Origin of the sequence: Myxococcus vastator, assembly GCF_010894475.1 — a bacterium.
Classification (GTDB): Bacteria; Myxococcota; Myxococcia; order Myxococcales; family Myxococcaceae; genus Myxococcus; species Myxococcus vastator.
Map to the genome: position 1 here is coordinate 14380 of NZ_JAAIYB010000043.1, position 17410 is coordinate 31789.

Genomic DNA, 17410 nt, shown 5'->3' on the forward strand with positions numbered 1-17410 from the left:
ATTTTTCCTGAGTTGCTCGTTGACGCAAGCGGAACCACCTGACAGTCCTCGTGCACACAGGCAACGGGAGGCCGCACCCACCACATGCACACGTCAACCCATCCAAAGTCGTTCCGCTCATCCAATCCCAGCCGGAGAGCTTTCCTGCGCGCCGCTGCGTTCACCGCCGCGCTGGCGCTGAACCTGGCACCCACCGTCGCCCACGCCCAGGTGTCACGAATCCTGAGCACCCCGTCCCCGTCACCGCAGGCGCAGAAGGTCTTCGACCTCCTGGTGACGCTGGAGAACAACAGCCGCAACGGCGTCTCGAAGCAGACCATCATGGGGCAGCACTGCGAGGCGCAGAAGGAGCGCTACGCGGGCGAGTACTGGGTGCGGGTGGGCGATATCGCGGGGCGCCGGCCAGGCTTCGTGGAGTTCGACTTCGGGCCGGGCAACTACGGGCCCACGTACCAGGCGCCCTATGTGGACACGTCGGTGGGCTTCGCGCGCGACCGCTTCCTCTTCGGCGAGGGCATCGTCGGCTTCAGCTTCCACCAGTCCTATCCGGGCGCGCCGGTGAAGAGCTGGGAGAACAACTTCCGGCAGTCGTGGATGGATTCCAACTGGTTCGGCCGGGTCATCAACTGGCAGGCGAACACGGCGGAGTACCGCGCGCTCCTGGCGGACCTGTCCTTCGCGGCGGACAAGCTCGCCATCCTGAAGCAGCTCAACGTGCCGGTGCTGTACCGCCCGTTCCACGAGATGAACAAGCGCCCCAACGCGTCACCGTTCTGGTGGTCCAACCAGGACCCCGCCCAGTACCGGCAACTGTGGGTCATCATGCATGACTTACCTGGTGAAGACGCGCGGGTTGGACAACCTCCTCTTCGTCTGGTCGCCCTACGAGTGGGACGGCACCTACGGCGGTGACCCCTGGAGCTACTACCCGGGCGACGACCGCGTGGACGTGGTGGCGGTGGACATCTACCACGGCAATCCCTACTTCCCGGACCGCTTCTACACCGACCTGGGCTCGCGCTACCGCAAGCCGCGCATGCTGGCGGAGACAGACAAGCTCCCGGTGCGCTGGGGTGACAGCCGCTACGCCACCGTGTCGGAAATCGACGCGCGGCCGTGGGTCCTCTGGTCCGTGTGGGGGGACACGCTGCTCTACAACGTGGGCACCACCACGCCGAACGACTGGAATGTGTCCAGCAACCACAAGGCCATCCGCGACAGCTACAGCTACCACGACGGCAGCCTCTGGCGCGTGCTCACCGGTGGCTCCAACCCCACGTACAACTGGGGCGCGCTGCGCTGAAGCGCGTGCCCGGCGGGCCCTGAGTGAGAAGACGGCTCAGGCGCCCGCGGCGGCGACCTCGGCCCAGAGCGAGTCGCCCTCCAGCACCTGGTTCAGCGGTGCGCGCCGCTCGGAGACGCGCAGCAGCACGGCGGCGAGCTGGTCCAGGTGGATGGGCCGCATGTTGCGCAGCGGAGGCAGTCGGGTGAGGGCGCGCAGCACGGGGTGGATGTGGTGGTACTCGCCCTCGAAGGCGGGCGGGCGCACCACCGTCCACGGGATGCCGCTGTCGCGCACCAGCCGCTCCGCCTCCGCCTTGGCCTTGAGGTACGCGCCCACTGGCCTGCCCGCGCCCACCGAGCTGAGCAGCACCAGGTGGTCCACGCCCGCGCGCTTGGCGGCCTCCACCAACTGCCGCGTGGTGCCGATGTCGCTCGTCTCGTAGGTGTCGCCCGCGCTGAAGCGCTTGCGCATGGTGCCAATCAACTGGAGCACCGTGGTGCAGCCGCGCATCATCTCCACCAGCGTCTCGCCGTCGGACAGCTCCACCACGGCCTTGTGGGGCCAGGGGCGGACCCTGTCGCTGTCCGAGCTCTTGGGCCGGACGTGCGCGAGGACAGGCGGCGCACCGCGCGACAGCGCCTGTCGCATCAGCGTGCGGCCCGTGGCACCCGTGGCGCCAGCGACGAAGAGATGACGAGAGGGCGTGTTCATGGCGGACCCCAGCGGAAGACGGACGGCACGTCGAGCAAGCCCGTGCGATGTCGCGGGCCGTCGCCTCTTCATCACACTGCGTCGCACGAGCCCAGCGCGGCGTGGCGCTCCGTGTCGGATGCGGCACACGCCGCGGCCCCAGGCCGGGTGTTGAACAATCATCAAATGACAGGCATGCGCCAACTTGCCGGCCCGTGGTGGTGGTGGGCTTCGATGAGGGGCGCTTCCTGGCGGAGTAGGAGGCCAGCGGGGGCAGACATCCCGGAGGGAGGGCGAGGAAGCGGTGTACGACATCGCTTGGGGCTGAGCATTGACGGATGGGGCGTGGTAGTGACGGCCTGAAATGTCGACGCCTTCGCCCACCCCCTCTTCGTCCACGGGTTTCTCGGACACCCAGGCCCAGCTCTCCGCCACCCTCCGCGCGCTGTCCGCGCGGCTGCCCGAATCCCTGACGGTGCGGGAGCTGATGCAGGCGTGTGGCGAGCAAGGCCTGCTGCTCTTCTGCTGCATCCTGACCTTCCCCTTCCTGCTGCCCGTGTCGATTCCGGGCGTGTCCACGGTGTTCGGGCTGCTCATCGTGCTCATCGGCGTGGGCGTGACGTTCAACCGGACGCCCTGGCTGCCCCGCAAGCTGCTGGACAAGCCGCTGCTGCGCACCAACCTGGCGCCGGCGTTGGACAAGGGCGCGGAGGTCTTCACCAAGTACGTGGACAAGATGAGCAAGCCGCGGTTGCTGGCGCTCACGCACGGCGCCAGCACCAACCGCTTCAACGGCTTCATGCTCTTCTTCGCGGGCGTGCTGCTGATGATGCCGTTCGGCCTGATTCCCTTCAGCAACACGCTGCCCGCGCTGGCCGCCCTCTTCTTCGCCATCGGCATCCTGCAGCGCGACGGCTACTTCATCCTCATGGGGCATGGGATGACGGTGGGGTCGCTCACCTACTTCACCGTCATCATCTACGGCGCCGTGCAGGGGGGCCGCACCCTGGCCAGCGTCTTCGGCGGGGGCTGAGCCCGTGCCTGGGTAGTGGCTGACCTGCCGCCCAGGCTCGCCTCCCTTGCCCGGTGCGCCGGGCCTGCCGGTGTGTCGGGAATCAGTCCTACCGCCGCCGGGGGTTCCCGTTATCATCGGCGCGGGCGGCCCCCCTCTGATGCGTCAATCTCCTCACGAAACCCGGCACCCGCCGGAGGATGCGGCGCGTCGCCACGCGGAGGGCGAGGTCGTAGGCGGCCGTTACCGCATCCTCGACTTCCTGGGCCGGGGCGGTGCGGGCACGGTGTGGCGCGCGCAGGACCTGCTGGCGGGCCCCGTCGCGGTGAAGCGGCTGCACCAGACGCTGGAGGACCTGGCGCGGCTGCCCCGGCTGCCCGAGAGCGAGTACACGCCGTCTTCCATTGCCCGGCACGAGCTGGCGCTGTCGCTGGCGCACGAATTCCAGACGCTCGCCTCGCTGCGCCACCCGCACGTCATCAGCGTGCTGGACTACGGCTTCGACGCCGAGCACCGGCCCTACCTGGCCATGGACCTGCTGGAGGACGCGCGGCACCTGGTGCAGGCGGGCACGGGGCAGCCCTTGCGCGTGCAGGTGGGGTTGCTGGTGCAGACGCTGATGGCGCTGGCGTACCTGCACCGGCGCGGCATCATCCACCGCGACCTCAAGCCCGCCAACGTGCTGGTGGCCCACGGGCAGGTGAAGGTGCTGGACTTCGGCCTGGCGGTGGGGCGCGAGCACGTCCACCGCGCGCAGCCGGGCGGCACGCCGGGCTACCTGGCGCCGGAGCTGTTCGAGGACCAGCCGCCCTCGGAGGTGACGGACCTCTTCAGCGTGGGCGCCATGGCCAGCCAGATGATGTTCGGCCGGCTGCCGCATGCCGGACAGGTGCCCTCGCCGCCGGACTTCCCGCCCGCGCTGAAGGCCGCGCTGGAGCGGCTGGTGTCGCCGGACCCGAAGCTGCGGCCCCGCGACGCGGACGCGGTGATTGCCGAGCTCTGCGCCGCCACCGGTGAGCCGGTACCGCCCGAGTCCGCCGCCGCGCGCGAGAGCTTCCTCCAGGCCGCGCGCTACGTGGGCCGGGTGGCGGAGCAGGCGCGGCTGTCCACCGTGCTGGAGTCGGCGATGGTGGGCCGCGGCGGCGCGTGGCTGGTGGGTGGGGAGAGCGGCGTGGGCAAGTCGCGGCTCCTGGAGGAGCTGCGCGCGCTGGCGCTGGTGAAGGGCGCGGTGGTGCTGCGGGGCCAGGGGGTGGCGGCGGGCGGCAGCCCGTACCAGGAGTGGCGTCCGGTGCTGCGCTGGCTGGCCATCCTCACCACGCTGAGTGAGCGCGAGGCCAGCATCCTCAAGCCGCTGGTGCCGGACCTCGAGGCGCTGCGGGGGCACCCCGTCGCGGACCCCGCCGAGGTGGGCGCGGACATGGTGCAGGCGCGGCTGCTCCAGGTGGTGGAGGACGTGTTCGCGCGGCTGACCCAGCCCGTGGTGGTGGTGCTGGAGGACCTGCACTGGGCGGGCGATGAGTCGCTGCATCTGCTCTCACGGCTCGCCACGCGGGCGGCGCAGCTGCGCCTGTTGCTCCTCGGCAGCTTCCGTGACGATGAGGCGCCCGCGCTCCCCTCGGCGCTGCCGGGCTTGTCGCTGCTGCGGCTGCCTCGGCTGGACGCTCGGGAGGTCTCCATCCTCAGTGAGTCCATGATGGGCGCCCCCGGAGCCCGGCCGCACCTGGTGGACCTGCTGCTGCGCGAGACGGAGGGCAACCCCTTCTTCCTCGTGGAGGTGGTGCGGGCGCTGGCGGAGGAGGCGGGAGGGCTGGACCGGCTGGGGGACATGGCGCTGCCGGAGCGCGTCTTCGCCGGCGGCGTGCGCAGGCTGGTGCAGCGGCGGCTGGAGAAGGTGCCGGTGCCGTCGCGGGAGCTGCTGCAGGTGGCCGCCATCGTCGGGCGGCAGGTGGACGTGCCGCTGCTGCGACAGGCCGCGCCGGAGGTGGACGTGGAGCGCTGGCTGACGGACTGCGCTGCGGCGGCGGTGCTGGACGTGGCGGATGGGCGCTGGCGCTTCGCGCACGACAAGCTGCGCGAAGGGGTGCTGGATGACTTGCCCGTGGATGCGCGGCCCGCGCTGCACCGGCGCGCCGCGCTGGCGATGGAGGCGGCGCACGGGCAGCGCGCGGAGTGGACGGCGGCGCTCACCTACCACTGGGGCATGGCGGGGGATCCGCTGCGTGAGGCGCGCTATGCGCGGCGCGCGGGCGAGGATGCCCTTCGCGTGGGAGCCTGCCGCGAAGCACTGCCCTTCCTCACCCGGGCGCTGACACGGGTAACCGAGGTGGGTGGCGACGCCATGACGTTGGGGCACCTGGAGGCGCACCTGGCGGAGACGCGCTTCCAGTTGGGGGAGCTCCAGGCCTTCCGTGAGCATGCGGAGCGCGCGCTGCGGCACTTCGGCTGGCCGGTGCCGTCCAGCCGCATGGGCTGGGCGCTGGGGACGCTGGGGCAGGGGCTGCTGCGGCTGGCGCAGAGCTCTCGGCCGGAAGACTACGACGAGGAGACGGAGGAGCGGCGGCGGGTGCGGCGCGTGGCGGGGCGGCTGTTGATGCGACTGCTCGATGCGTTCATCTACGCGCACCAGGCGCTGCCCGTCCTCTGGTCCGGCCTGCGCGCGTTGAACCTGTGCGAGTCGGCGGGCGCGTCGCCAGAGCTGGCGCGGGGCTATGCGAGCATGGCGGTGGTGGCGGGCACGCTGCCCATCCGGTCGGTGGCGGAGACGTGGTCTCGCCGCGCGTTGGAGGTGGCCGAGTGCGTGGGCAGCCCCGCGGACCTGGCCTTCGTGCTGTGCCGCAACGCCGTGTATGGCGCGTACGTGGCGCGGTGGGCGGAGGCCGAGGCGTGGCTGGAGCGGGCCATGGGCATCGTCGACTCGGTGGGGGACGTGCGGCTGGCGGAGGAGTGCCGCGCGCTGCTGACGGTGGTGTCGTGCTACCAGGGGAAGTTCGCGCGGGGCCTGCCGCTGATGGCGTGGCTGGAGCACTCGGCGCGGCGGCGTGGGGCGCTCCAGACGGAGCACTGGGCCTTGCACTACCAGGCGCACATCCACCTGAGGCTGGGCGACTACGCGAAGGCGCGCGCCGCGCTGGCCCAGACGCTGGCGTGGACGGAGGCGCAGGGCGGGCAGACGGACCGCATCATCGTGGAGGGGACGCTGGCGCTGCTGCGGCTGCGTGAAGGGGACGCGGAGGGGGCTCGGGCCGCGGCGGAGCAGGCGCTGGCGAAGCTGTCGTCCGGCAAGCCGGTGGCGCACTTCGTCTACTTCGGCGTGATGACGGTGGCGGAGGTGCTCCTGACGCTGTGGGAGCGGGGCGCGGAGGCCTCGCTGGTGGCGAGCGCCAAGGCCGCGCGCCGGCAGGCGGAGGTCTTCGCCAAGGTGTTCCCCTTCGGTGAGGCCGCGGCGCGCCTGTGGCGGGGGCGGGAGGCCTGGCTGGATGGCGACGCCTCGCGGGCCTTCGAGGCGTGGCGCCGGTGCATCGCCGTCGCATCGAGGAAGGGGCAGTCCTTCGAGGAGGCCCACGCGCGGCTGGCGCTGGCCAGGCACCTGCCCTCGGAGGACCCGGCGCGGGGGGGCCATCAGCAGCGCGCGGTGGAGTTGTTCACCCGGCTGGGCATGCGGGACGAGCGGGACCGCGCGGAGGCGCTCGCGCGCTCATGAACGGTGTGCGTGCCCGGGACGTGGCGTCGCTGGCGTGTCCGGCCTGTGGTGGGGCGCTGGTGTTCCACGGGCTGGAGGCGGATGGCTGCATCCGCGACGGGTGGCTGCGCTGCGGTGGCTGCGGCGAGGCGTGGCGCGTGGCGCGCGGCATGGCGCGGCTGTATCGCGAGGACGCGGTGCGCGGGACGGACCGGCTGATGCGCGTCATCTACGACGGGCTGCCGGTGCTGCATGACCCGCTGACGACGCTGCTGACGCCGCTGTTTCAGTCTGTCTCGGAGGCGCGGATGCGCGCGGGGTACATGCGCCGCGTGGAGCTCGGCGCGCTGACGCCGCGCGAGGATGGGCGTCCGGTGCGGGTGCTGGAGGTGGGTGTGGGCTCGGGGGCGAACCTGCCGCTCCTGCGTGAGGGCTTGCCGCCGGGGCTCGACGTGGAGGTGTGGGGCGTGGACCTGAGCGAGGGCATGCTCAAGCACTGCAAGCGGCGGCTGCGGTCTGGAGGCCATGCGGGCGTGCGGCTGATGATGGCGGACGCGCACGCGCTGCCGTTCCCGGATGCGGCGTTCGACCGGGTGTTTCACGTGGGAGGCATTGGCGGCTACCGGGCACCGGAGCGGGCCCTGGCGGAGATGGCGCGCGTGGCGAAGCCGGGCACGCCGCTGGTGGTGGTGGACGAGCAACTGGACCCGGGCTTCCGGCCCTCGCTGTTCCAGCGCGCCGCGTTCCGCGCGATGACGTTCTACTCACGGGAGCCGCACTGCCCCCGGGAGCTGCTGCCCGCGGGCGCGTTCGACGTCACCGAGGAGCAGGTGGCTCCGTTCTATTACTGTCTGTCGTTCCGGATGCCGAAGCAAGACGCACAGGCCTGATGGCCGAAGCATGTGTCTGCCTTGGCGTAGGTGGCTTCCTGTTGAGTCAGGGCGCGGGTGCTGAACCCTGTCTCTTGGACATCGGGCAGGCCTGACCTCACGGATTCAGCACCAAATCCAGCAGCCGCAGCGTCATCCCCCCGGTGAAGTCGATGGTGGCCCCGTTGAACCAACCCGCCTCCTCACCGGCGAGCACCGTGACGAAGCGGGCCACGTCCTCCACGGAGCCCATGCGCCCCGCGGGGTTCATCCGCGCGTGGGCGGCCTCCAGGCGCGCCAGGGCCTCGGGTGAGTACACGTGCTTCAGCGCGGGTGTCATCACCGTGCCGAACTTCAGCAGGTTGACGCGGTGCCCTCGCGGCCCCAGCTCCATGGCCAGGTAGCGCACGTACATCTCCAGCGCCGCCTTCGACGCGCTGATGAGCCCCGTGTTCCCCAGGTGTGTCTCATCCAGCGGGTTCTGCAGGCCGAGGAGCCGGGCCTCCGGCGCCAGCATGTCTTCCTCCACCAGGGCCTGCGCCCAGAAGACGAACGAGTGCGCCATCGTGTCGAAGGTCCTCCGGATGCGCCGCGCGTGCAGCCGGTCCTCGCCCTCGGACAGGAAGCGCCCCACGGACGCGCCCGCAATCGAATGCACGAAGAGCTTCACGCTCCGAGGCCCGGCGACCTCCCGCAGCGCCGCCACGCCCGCCTCCGCGGCCTCGGGTGAAGACGCGTCCGCCTGCCACAGCACCCCGCGTCCACCGGCGTCCCGCACCCGCTGCTCCAACTGCGCGGCACCGTCCACATACCGGCCCCGGTGGACCCCGAAGACATTCAGCCCGGGCTTTCGCGCCACCGCCTCCGCGATGGCCGCTCCCGTGCCAGACGAAGCTCCCAGGATGAGCGCCCACTGCCGCGCCTCGGAACCTTCGCTCATCGCTCGGCCTTCCGTGTGCCGCCGTTGTCCACACCGCGAGCCCTGTCGAGCAGCCCCTGTACCGCGCCCGCAACTTCCTGGTGCGCCGCCCGCATCGCGTCCCGGTCGCCCGCGTCGAAGCCTGGCGCCAGGTGACGCGTCAGCGGCTCGCCCACCCACTGCGTCAACTTCACGGGGAAGGGAAGCGACCAGGGCCACAGGCCCGTGGCGCCCACGCCCAGCCACAGCGGCAGCCGCCCGGGCATCCCCACCCGTCGGCCCAGCGCGTACCCGTCGTTGAGGCCCACGTACGCGTCGTCCATGCCGCTGCCACCCACGGGCACAATCGGGAGCCGGTAGCGCACCGCCAGGCGCAGGTAGCCCATGCGCTCGCCCCAGTCGACGCGGTAGCGGTGGCGGAAGTCCCGGCAGCCCTCGCGCGTGCCTCCCGGCTGCAACAACACATGCTCGCCGCGCGCCACCGCCTCCGCCAGCCGAGGGTCATCCCCCGTGACGAAGCCCAGCCCATCCGCCACCGTTCGCATGCCCGGAATCGAAGCGAACGCGCCGTGCGCCACGCCGTGTGGCAGATAGCCCAGGCGTTCGTGGAGCGTCACCGTCAGCATGCACAGGTCCACGGCCAGGGGCCGCCCATGGTAACCGACGATGAGCTTCGCGCCGGGACGGAGCAGCGGCTCCAGGTTCACCACCTCGTAGCGGTGATACCGGCGCAGCAGCCGGAACGTCGTCAGCCAGGCCGTCAGGGGCCAGCCGCCCGCCTGCTTCATCCGCCCACCTGGTACAGCACCGCGCCATGCGCCACGCCCGCGCCCACGCCCACCAGGAGGATGCGGTGCCCGGGCTTCACCGGACGCGTGCGCAGCAGCCGGTCCAGGCTGGTGCCCAGCGAGGCCGAGCCCACGCTGCCCACCGTGTCCACCACGCGCACGCTCCGCTCCGGTGACACCTCCAGCGCCTGGAGGATGGCCTCCAGCATGCTGCCATTCGGCTGGTGCGTGAGCACCCACTCGACGTCGCGCAGGGCCACGCCGGCCTCGTCCAACGCCGCGCGCGCCGCTCGCACCAGCGCGTCCAGCGCCACGCGGGTCATCTCCTTGCTGGGCGTCAGGAAGCGCATCCGCTCCAGCTTGCCGGTGGCCACCGGATTCTCCAGCACCACGTCCGTGGGCAGGGTGCCGTCATTGCCCAGCGCCACGCCCAGCACGCCTTCTCCCGGACGGCCCGTGCCCAGCACTGCGGCGGCCGCCGCGTCACCCAGTACCAGGTAGGGGCGAGGCTCCTCGGGCGTGGTGGTGCGCGACAGCAGCTCCACCGACACGATGCCCACCGGCCCCAGCCCCGTGGCCACCGAGCGCGCCGCCAGGTCAAAGGCGCTCAAAAAGCCCATGCAGGCGTTGCTCACGTCCATCGCGTCGCAGCTCCCCGACAGGCCCAGCGCCGCGGCCACGCGGTTGGCGGTGGCGGGCGTGGTGACGTCTCCGCCCATGGAGGTGACGCAGAGGATGCGGCGCAGGGCTCGGGCCTCCAGCCCCGCCGCGTCCAGCGCGCCGCGCAGCGCCTGCGCCGCCACGTCCGCGGCCTTCAGCCCCGGTGGCGCGAAGTGGCGGGTGCGGATGCCCGTCTTTCGCTCCACCTCCGCGGCGTCGCGTCCCACGCGCGCGCACAACGTCGCGGTCGTCACCGCGGGGCCGGGAAGGACACTGGCGGTACCCTGGATGCGAACGGGAATCATGCGGCTTGCTGTCCTCTTGGAGGCGTGTGGGCACGGGCGCTCCGGGTCTTGACCTGGAGCCAGTGCTGCTTCATCTCCTCCAGCCGCTTCGCGAGCGACACATCCGCCGCCGCCCGTCCGAGGATGTCCCGGGCCTTGGTGAACTCCATGGCGGTCAGCAGCGGCGCCTCCGCGGATGGAATGTCGTAACGAACGTCCGCGAGCAGGCTCTCCGCGTCGCCACTGCGGTGCAATAGCAGCACGCCACTGGCCGCCAGGTCCAGCGCGCGGGCCACCGGGTTGAGTCCCGCCAGGAAGCGCCCCAGTCCTGATTGTCGCTGAGGGGACGCATACCGGACGTTGATGGGGAGGATGTTGCTGGAGAAGATGACGTCCGCGCCCGCGTTCAACAGCACGCGCGCGGGCACCATGCTGGTGAAGGCGCCGTCCACGTACCGCGCGGGAGGCACCACCGTGGGCCCCCAGATGCCGGGCGCCGAGCCGCTGGCGCGCACGCCCAAGGCCACCGGCCCCTGCTCCAGCGCGACGCAGTCTCCGCGGGTCAGGTCCGTCGTCACGGGCAGGAAGCGGATGGCAAGCTCCTCCAGGCAGAGGCGGCCCAGGTCCTGCTCCACGAAGCGCTCCAGCGAATACGTGGTCACGATGGCGGCCGTGGCGGCCAGGGTGAGCTGCCGGTTCACGGCCCGCTCCTCCAGCCGCCGCAGTCCTTCCATCCCGTCGTGCCCATCCAGCGCGCTGCCGCAGAAGTACGCGCCCACCAGCGAGCCCATGCTGGCGCCACTGACGATGTCGATAGGCACGCCCTGTCCCACCAGCCAGCGCAGGATGTGGACGTGGTAGAAGCCCCACACGCCGCCGCCGCTGAGCGCCAGGCCCACGCGCCGGTGGGTGAGGGCGCGGGCCCAGCGGGAGAGGGCATCTCGCTCCGCGGGGCTCAGCGCTGTCGCGTCCAGCGGCCGGTCATCCACGAGCACCCGCGCCATCCTGCCCATGCTCAACCGCAAGGGGCAGGGCGGCAGCCACTGGGGATGCGGGGACTGGCCACGCAGCGCTGATGCGCGTGACGCACGGTGGGGGTCCACCACCACGGTGGGCAGCACGCGAGGGGCCGCTGTCTGTCGCGCGTCCAGCGTCGTCACCAGCCGCGCCGTCTTACCTGTCATCCCGACGTCCGCCACGCCGCAGCCGTCGAGCAGGACGTAGTGGAGGCCGTGCTCGGCCGTGAGTCTTTGGAGCACCGATGGGGTCAGCAGGCCGGGCCCGCCCGCTTCAGTTGGCGGCAGCGTGGCGCGCAGGACGCCATCCGGCCCCTCCGTGACGAGCGCGTCATGCCCGCCCGGTGCGCCGCGGAGCAGCAGCACACGGTCGCCGAAGTCACGGTGGATGACCTTCGCCATCAGCTCGATGAGCGAGGACAGGGGCGCGCCGCGCACGTCGCTCTCGAAGGCGATGACCTCCGCGGGCGGCCGGGGCCGCTCCTGCAGGCCGGTGGGCGCTTGCAGCAGGCTCGCGACAGCGTCCTTCGGAAAGAAGAGGCCCGCGGAGTCCACCGTCGCGCGGAGGGTGAAGGCGTTGCCGCCGCTCGACAGCGCCTCCAGTCCCAGGGGCGTGCCGGGCTGGAGCGTCATCAGCAGCGCGTCACCGCGCAAGACGTCCAGCTCACCCTCCAGGAGGAGGAAGAAGCCCTCGGCGGGCTCGCCTTCCCGGCACAGCACCGCGCCGCGTGCCCACGACACCTCCTGGCCCTTGCTCAGCAACTGGAGCAGCGCGGTGTTGCCCTGATGCCGGAGCCCGGGCGCACGCTTGAGCGCATGCAGCCGCTGGCGCCGCTGGTCATCGCGTGACGGGAAGTGAGACATGGCACCCCGCAGGATAACGAAGCCCCTCCGGCGGGGCATCCGGGGGGCCCCCAGGCCCCTGGTCAGCACTCAGGGTGCGTGGGGCGCTGGTGGGCGGACGCGGGCCCTGGCCGCCTCCAGCACCACGTAGAGCACGGGGATGAAGATGAGGTTCACGAAGGTGGACAGCAGCATCCCGCCGAACACGGTGGTGCCCAGGGACTTGCGCGCGGAGGCCCCCGCCCCCGAGGCCAGCATCAGCGGCACCACGCCCATGAGGAACGCGAAGGACGTCATCAGGATGGGACGCAGCCGCGTCTGGGCGGCGTGGATGGCGGCGTCCACGACGCTCCGGCCTTCGTGGCGGAGCTGCTCGGCGAACTCGACGATGAGGATGGCGTTCCTGCTGGCCAGGCCCACCAGCATGACGAGCCCCACCTGGCAGAACACGTCGTTCTGGAGCCCGCGCAGATTCTGCAGCCCCAGCGCGCCCAGCAGGGCCACGGGGACGCCCAGGAGGATGACCAGGGGCAGGGCGAAGCTCTCGTACTGCGCGGCCAGCACCAGGAAGACGAAGACGACGCCCAGCCCGAAGATGAGCAGCACGCTGCGGCCCGCCTCCTTCTGCTCCTGGGACAGGCCCGTCCATTCGTAGGTGTAGCCCGCGGGCAGCGATTCGCGCGCCACCGCCTCCATCGCGTCCAGGGCCTGCCCGGAGCTGGAGCCCGGCGCCGCCTGCCCGTTGAGGGTCGCCGAGCGGTACAGGTTGTAGTGCTGGATGTTCTGCGCGCTGGTGATGGGCGTCACCTTCACCACCGACTCCAGCGGCACCATCTCTCCCATCGCGGAGCGGACGTAGAGCGCGTCGATGTCGCGCGGCTCGTTGCGGAATGGGACGGCGGCCTGCACGTACACGCGGTACACGCGGCTGGCGAAGGTGAAGTCATTCACGTACTGGCTGCCCAGGTAGACTTGCAGCGTGGAGAAGACGCCCTCCAGCGGGACGCCCATGGCCAGGGCCTTCTCCCGGTCTACCTGCACGTCCAGCAGGGGCGTGTTCGCGGTGTAGGAGGAGAAGACGCCGCGCAGGCCCGGGTCCTGGCTGGCCGCGCCCACCAGCGCGTCCGTCGTCTGCGCGAGCTGCGCCAGCGTCCGGCCTCCTTGCTGGTCCTCCAGCACGAACTCGAAGCCGCCCACGCTGCCCACGCCGCGGATGGCGGGGGGCTCGAAGGGCAACACGCGCGCGCCGCCAATGGCCATCAGCGGACGGCGCAGGCGCTCCACCAGCCCCGCGACGCTCTGGTCCGGCCGCTTGCGCTCGTCCCACAGGCGCAGGTTGACGAAGAGGGTGCCGTAGTTGACGCCCGTGCCCAGCAACGAGAAGCCGCCCACGGTGAAGATGTCCGCGACCTCCGGCTGCTGGCGCAGCACGTCCTCCGCCTGGAGCAGCACCTGCCGCGTGTAGTCCAGCGACGTGCCCTCTGGCCCCTGCACGGCGATGATGAGGTAGCCCTGGTCCTCGCCCGGGATGAAGCCCGCGGGCGTGAGGCGGTACATCAGGAAGGTGCTGACCAGACACAGGACGAAGGCGGCCACGACCCACCAGCGCAGCGGTCCGATGAGCTTCGCGAGCAGGCGGCCGTAGGCGTCGCGGAACGCGTCGAGCCCCCGGTCGAACATGCGGAAGGCCTTCCACTTCTGGCCTTCGTGGGGCCGCAGCAGGAGGGCGCACAGCGCGGGGGACAGGGTGAGCGCCACCAGCGCGGACAGGCTGATGGAGAAGGCCAGGGTGAGGGCGAACTGCCGGTAGATGATGCCGGTGGTGCCGGGGAAGAAGGACACCGGCACGAACACCGCGGCCAACACCAGGGCAATGGCCACCAGCGCGCCGGCCACCTGCTTCATGCTCCGGTGGGTGGCCTCGCGCGGGCCCACGTTGTCCTGCGCCATGGTGCGCTCGACGTTCTCGATGACGACGATGGCGTCATCCACCACCAGGCCCGTGGCCAGCGTGAGGCCGAAGAGCGTCAGCGTGTTGATGGAGAAGCCGAACGCGCTGACGAAGAGGAAGGTGCCCACGAGCGACACGGGCAGCGTGGTGGCCACCACCAGCACGCTGCGCCAGCCGTGCAGGAAGACGAAGATGACCAGCACCACCAGGAAGATGGCTTCGCCCAGCGTCACCAGCACCTCCTCGATGGAGGCCTGCACCGCCGCAGTGGTGTCGAAGGCGCGCTGGTAGCGCATGCCCGGCGGGAAGTTGCCCTTCAGCCGCTCCAGCTCCGCGATGACGCCGTCGCGCACCTCCAGCGCGTTGGAGCCGGGGAGCTGGAAGATGCCCAGGCCCACGGCCTCGCGGCCGTTGAAGCGCAGGAGCTGCCCGTAGTTCTCCGCGCCCAGCTCCGCGCTGCCCACGTCCTTCAGCCGCACCAGCGAGCCGTCCGGCCCCTGCTGCACCACGATGTTGTTGAACTCCTCGGCCGACGTGAGCTGCCCCAGCACGCGCACCGTGAACTGATACGTCTGCCCCGGCGGCGCGGGCGGCTGGCCCACCTGCCCTGCGCCGATTTGGACGTTCTGCGCCCGCAGGGCGTTCACCACGTCCGTGGCGGTGAGTCCGCGCCGGGCCAGCTCCGTGGGGTCCAGCCACAGCCGCATGGCGAAGCGCCGCTCGCCGAAGATTCGCACGTCGCCCACGCCCGTCACGCGCAGCAGCGCGTCCCGGATGAAGACGTCCGCGTAGTTGCTGAGGAAGCCCGTCTCGTAGCGGTTCTCCTCGTCGAACAGGCCGAAGGCGATGAGCAGCTGCGTCTGGGCCTTGGTGATGGTGACGCCCAGCGCGTTGACGGCGGCCGGGAGCTGCGCGGACGCGGTGGCCACGCGGTTCTGGACGTCCACCGCGGCGATGTCCAGGTCCCGTCCCGGGTCGAAGGTGACGGTGATGGTGCTCACGCCCGTGTTGCTGCTGGTGGAGGCGATGTAACGCATGCCCTCCACGCCGTTGAGCTGCCGCTCCAGCACGGTGGTGACGGCGCTCTCCACCGTCTCCGCGGAGGCGCCGATGTACGTCGCCGTCACCTGCACCACGGGCAGGGACAGGTCGGGGTACTGCTCGACGGGCAGGGTGGGGATGGAGATGGCCCCCACCAGGGTGATGATGATGGACACCACGCTGGCGAAGACGGGGCGGCGGATGAAGAAGTCGGTGAACATGGCGGCCCCTCACTGTTGCGGCGGGGTGCCGCCGTCAGTCCCACTGCCGCCCACGCCCCGAGGTGGTTTGCGCGAGGGGGCCTTGGGTTGGATGGGCTGGCCATCGCGGAGCAGTTGGATGCCGCTGAGCACCACGGGCGTGCCCGCGTCCAGGCCGCCCGTCACCTCGTAGTCATTGCCGGAGACGAGGCCCAGGCTCACCGGCGCCCGCTGCGCCACGGTGCCCGCGTCCGATTCCCGCGCCACGAAGACGAAGGACTGGCTGCTGATGCGGGTGACGGCGGCGGTGGGGACGCGCAGGGCCTTGCGCGTGGCATAGACGACCCGGGCGCGCACGAACTGTCCTGCGCGCAGGCCCACGGTGTTCTCGAAGATGCCGCGTAGCTCCACGAGCTGCGTGGTGGCGTTGGGCGTGGGCGCCACGAAGAACACCGGCGCGGACACCACGAGCCTGCCCTCCGGGTCCAGCACCTCCACTGGCGTGGTGCCCACCCGGACGGTGCCTGCCCGCTCGACGGGAATCTGCACGGACACCTCCAGGGTGTTGCTCTGGTCCAGCGTGGTGAGGGCCGTCTGCTGCGTCACGAAGTCGCCCACGTTCACCGGGTAGTCGCCCACGGTGCCGGCGAAGGGCGCGCTCACCTCGTAGAAGCCGAGCTGGACCTCCTGGGCCTGCACCTGGGCCTCGATGGCGCGCGCGCTGGCCTCGGCTTGCAGCGCCTGCGCCACGGACTGGTCGTAGTCCTGGCGGCTCTGGAGTCCTTCCTTCAGCAGTTGCTCGCTGCGCTCGAGCGTCTGTTGAGCGTACTCCCGCTGCGCCCTGGCGGCGGCCTGCTGTGCTTGGGTGGCGCGCAGGCCCGCGCTCTCTCGCCGGGGGTCCACCACGAGCAGCACCTCGCCCTGTTCGACGCGTGCTCCCGGCTCGAGCGGAATCGCCTTCACGTAGCCTGCGACCTGCGGATAGACGGTGATGCTGCTGCGGGAGCTGAGCGCGCCCAGGTACTCGTTGGCCTCGCGCACCTCGGCGGGGGTCAGGCGCTCCACCTCCACGGGCATGGGCTGGTTCGTGGCCGCCTGGCCTCCCTGCGGCCCCGGGTCGCCCTGCGAGCGGCAGCCCGCGAGGAGCAGTACGGCGAGCCCCGTGCTCCACGTCCTCACCACTCGCATGCCGCCTCCGCGAGGAACGCGGCGACCCGCGCCTGCTCCAGCTCGAACTCGCGCACCACCAGCAGCAGCTCCGCTTGTCGCAGGTCCGCCGCCGTCTGGATGAGCTCCAGGCTGGTGCCCGTCCCCACCTCGAAGCTGCGCCGGGTGAGCCGGTCGTTCTCCTCGGCCAGGGCGCGGCCCCGGCCCGCGATGCGCGCCGCCGCGTCCGCCACCTGCACCGCGCGCCGGGCCTGGAGCACCTCCACCGAGGCCGTGCGCTCCAGCTCCAGCAGGCCCTGCTTCGCCACCTCCACGCCCGCGCGCGTCTGCCTCAGTTGGCCCTCGCGCGCGCCGCCGTCCCAGAAGGGCAGCACCAGGCTGGCGCCGATGTTCCACACCGGCACCGTCACGAGGCCCTCTTCCACCGTGAGGGCCAGCGTGGTGCTGGTCAGCGCGAGCGTCGGGGCATAGAGCGCCTTCACCTCCGACACCTGCCGCTCCGCCAGCGTGCGCCGCGAGCGCGCCACCGCGAGGTCCGCGCGCCGGTCGAGCGACTCCAACGGTTGGCAGTCCCGCCGCGCGTGCTGGAGCAGGGCCTCCAACTGGACGCCCTGGACCAGGCCCACCCCCTGGGGGATGCCCAGCACCAGCCCCAGCGTCTCTCGGGCCCTGCGCAGGGACTCGTCCCCCTGGACGACGAGGTTTCGCGCCGTCTCCGTGTCCTGCTGCACGCGCACCACGTCCAGCCGCGTGCCCGCGCCCAGCTCGAAGCGGCGCTCGGTGAGGGCCAGCCGCTCCAGCGCGGTGCGGAGGTTGAGGCGGTTGACCTCGGCCAGCCGCTCCTGCGCGGAGACGCGCACCAGGGACTGGGCCAGCGCGCTGGTGAGCTGACGCCGCGTCTCCGCCAACGACAGGTTGGCGGTGCGCCGGGCTTCGCGCGCGGTGCCCAGCGCGATGATGGCCGGGAGGCTGAACAGGGGCTGGGTGGCGTTGAGCAGTCCCAGGA

General features: G+C 71.5%; 13 protein-coding genes. 5 read left to right on the forward strand and 8 right to left on the reverse strand.

The features are described 5' to 3' along the window. Positions 1-84 precede the first annotated feature (84 nt). The gene (locus G4D87_RS07035) at positions 85-912 is read left to right on the forward strand and encodes a glycosyl hydrolase (protein ID WP_275902262.1); all 828 of its coding nucleotides are present in this window, start codon (positions 85-87) and stop codon (positions 910-912) included. After that, positions 854-1303 (forward strand): glycosyl hydrolase, encoded by a 450-nt coding sequence (locus G4D87_RS39935; protein WP_275902263.1) that lies wholly within the window; start codon positions 854-856, stop codon positions 1301-1303. The genes G4D87_RS07035 and G4D87_RS39935 overlap by 59 nt, the downstream gene beginning before the upstream one ends. Positions 1304-1339: 36 nt before the next feature. On the opposite strand, the gene G4D87_RS07040 is transcribed toward G4D87_RS39935, so the two are convergent. Then, positions 1340-1996, reverse strand: a complete 657-nt coding sequence (locus G4D87_RS07040) for an SDR family oxidoreductase (protein WP_163780215.1) — start codon at positions 1994-1996, stop codon at positions 1340-1342. Positions 1997-2339: 343 nt separating this feature from the next. Here G4D87_RS07040 and G4D87_RS07045 point away from each other — a divergent pair, with 343 nt between their 5' ends. From G4D87_RS07045 to G4D87_RS07055, 3 genes are all read left to right on the forward strand, one after another. Then, a complete protein-coding gene (locus tag G4D87_RS07045) occupies positions 2340-3008 on the forward strand; it encodes an exopolysaccharide biosynthesis protein (protein ID WP_163780216.1) in 669 nt (222 codons plus the stop codon). A gap of 139 nt (positions 3009-3147) precedes the next feature. Then, positions 3148-6687 carry a serine/threonine-protein kinase gene (locus G4D87_RS07050; protein WP_240358069.1) on the forward strand — a complete coding sequence of 1180 codons (3540 nt, stop codon included), beginning with the start codon at positions 3148-3150 and terminating at the stop codon, positions 6685-6687. Further along, complete coding sequence (locus G4D87_RS07055) at positions 6684-7556, forward strand: class I SAM-dependent methyltransferase (RefSeq protein ID WP_163780219.1); 873 nt, start codon at positions 6684-6686, stop codon at positions 7554-7556. Before G4D87_RS07050 ends, G4D87_RS07055 begins: the two co-directional genes overlap by 4 nt. 97 nt (positions 7557-7653) lie before the next feature. Here the strand turns inward: G4D87_RS07055 and G4D87_RS07060 are convergent, their stop codons facing one another. The 7 genes from G4D87_RS07060 to G4D87_RS07090 form a co-directional block, all read right to left on the reverse strand. After that, on the reverse strand, positions 7654-8475 hold the full coding sequence (locus tag G4D87_RS07060; RefSeq protein ID WP_163780220.1) for an SDR family NAD(P)-dependent oxidoreductase: 822 nt from the start codon (positions 8473-8475) through the stop codon (positions 7654-7656). Then, the gene (locus G4D87_RS07065) at positions 8472-9242 is read right to left on the reverse strand and encodes a lysophospholipid acyltransferase family protein (RefSeq protein WP_163780222.1); all 771 of its coding nucleotides are present in this window, start codon (positions 9240-9242) and stop codon (positions 8472-8474) included. Before G4D87_RS07065 ends, G4D87_RS07060 begins: the two co-directional genes overlap by 4 nt. Beyond that, positions 9239-10207, reverse strand: coding sequence for a 3-oxoacyl-ACP synthase III family protein (locus tag G4D87_RS07070; protein ID WP_163780224.1), 969 nt, complete (start codon positions 10205-10207; stop codon positions 9239-9241). The genes G4D87_RS07065 and G4D87_RS07070 overlap by 4 nt, the downstream gene beginning before the upstream one ends. Next, positions 10204-12066: a patatin-like phospholipase family protein gene (locus G4D87_RS07075; RefSeq protein WP_240358070.1), complete on the reverse strand. Its 1863-nt coding sequence runs from the start codon at positions 12064-12066 to the stop codon at positions 10204-10206. Before G4D87_RS07075 ends, G4D87_RS07070 begins: the two co-directional genes overlap by 4 nt. 69 nt (positions 12067-12135) lie before the next feature. Next, entirely contained in the window at positions 12136-15258 is a 3123-nt protein-coding gene (locus tag G4D87_RS07080; protein ID WP_163780228.1) for an efflux RND transporter permease subunit, read from the reverse strand. A gap of 9 nt (positions 15259-15267) precedes the next feature. After that, positions 15268-16425: an efflux RND transporter periplasmic adaptor subunit gene (locus G4D87_RS07085; RefSeq protein WP_163780231.1), complete on the reverse strand. Its 1158-nt coding sequence runs from the start codon at positions 16423-16425 to the stop codon at positions 15268-15270. Beyond that, positions 16413-17410: TolC family protein (locus G4D87_RS07090; protein ID WP_163780232.1), on the reverse strand; the 998-nt coding region annotated here is incomplete at its 5' end. The genes G4D87_RS07090 and G4D87_RS07085, both read right to left, overlap by 13 nt.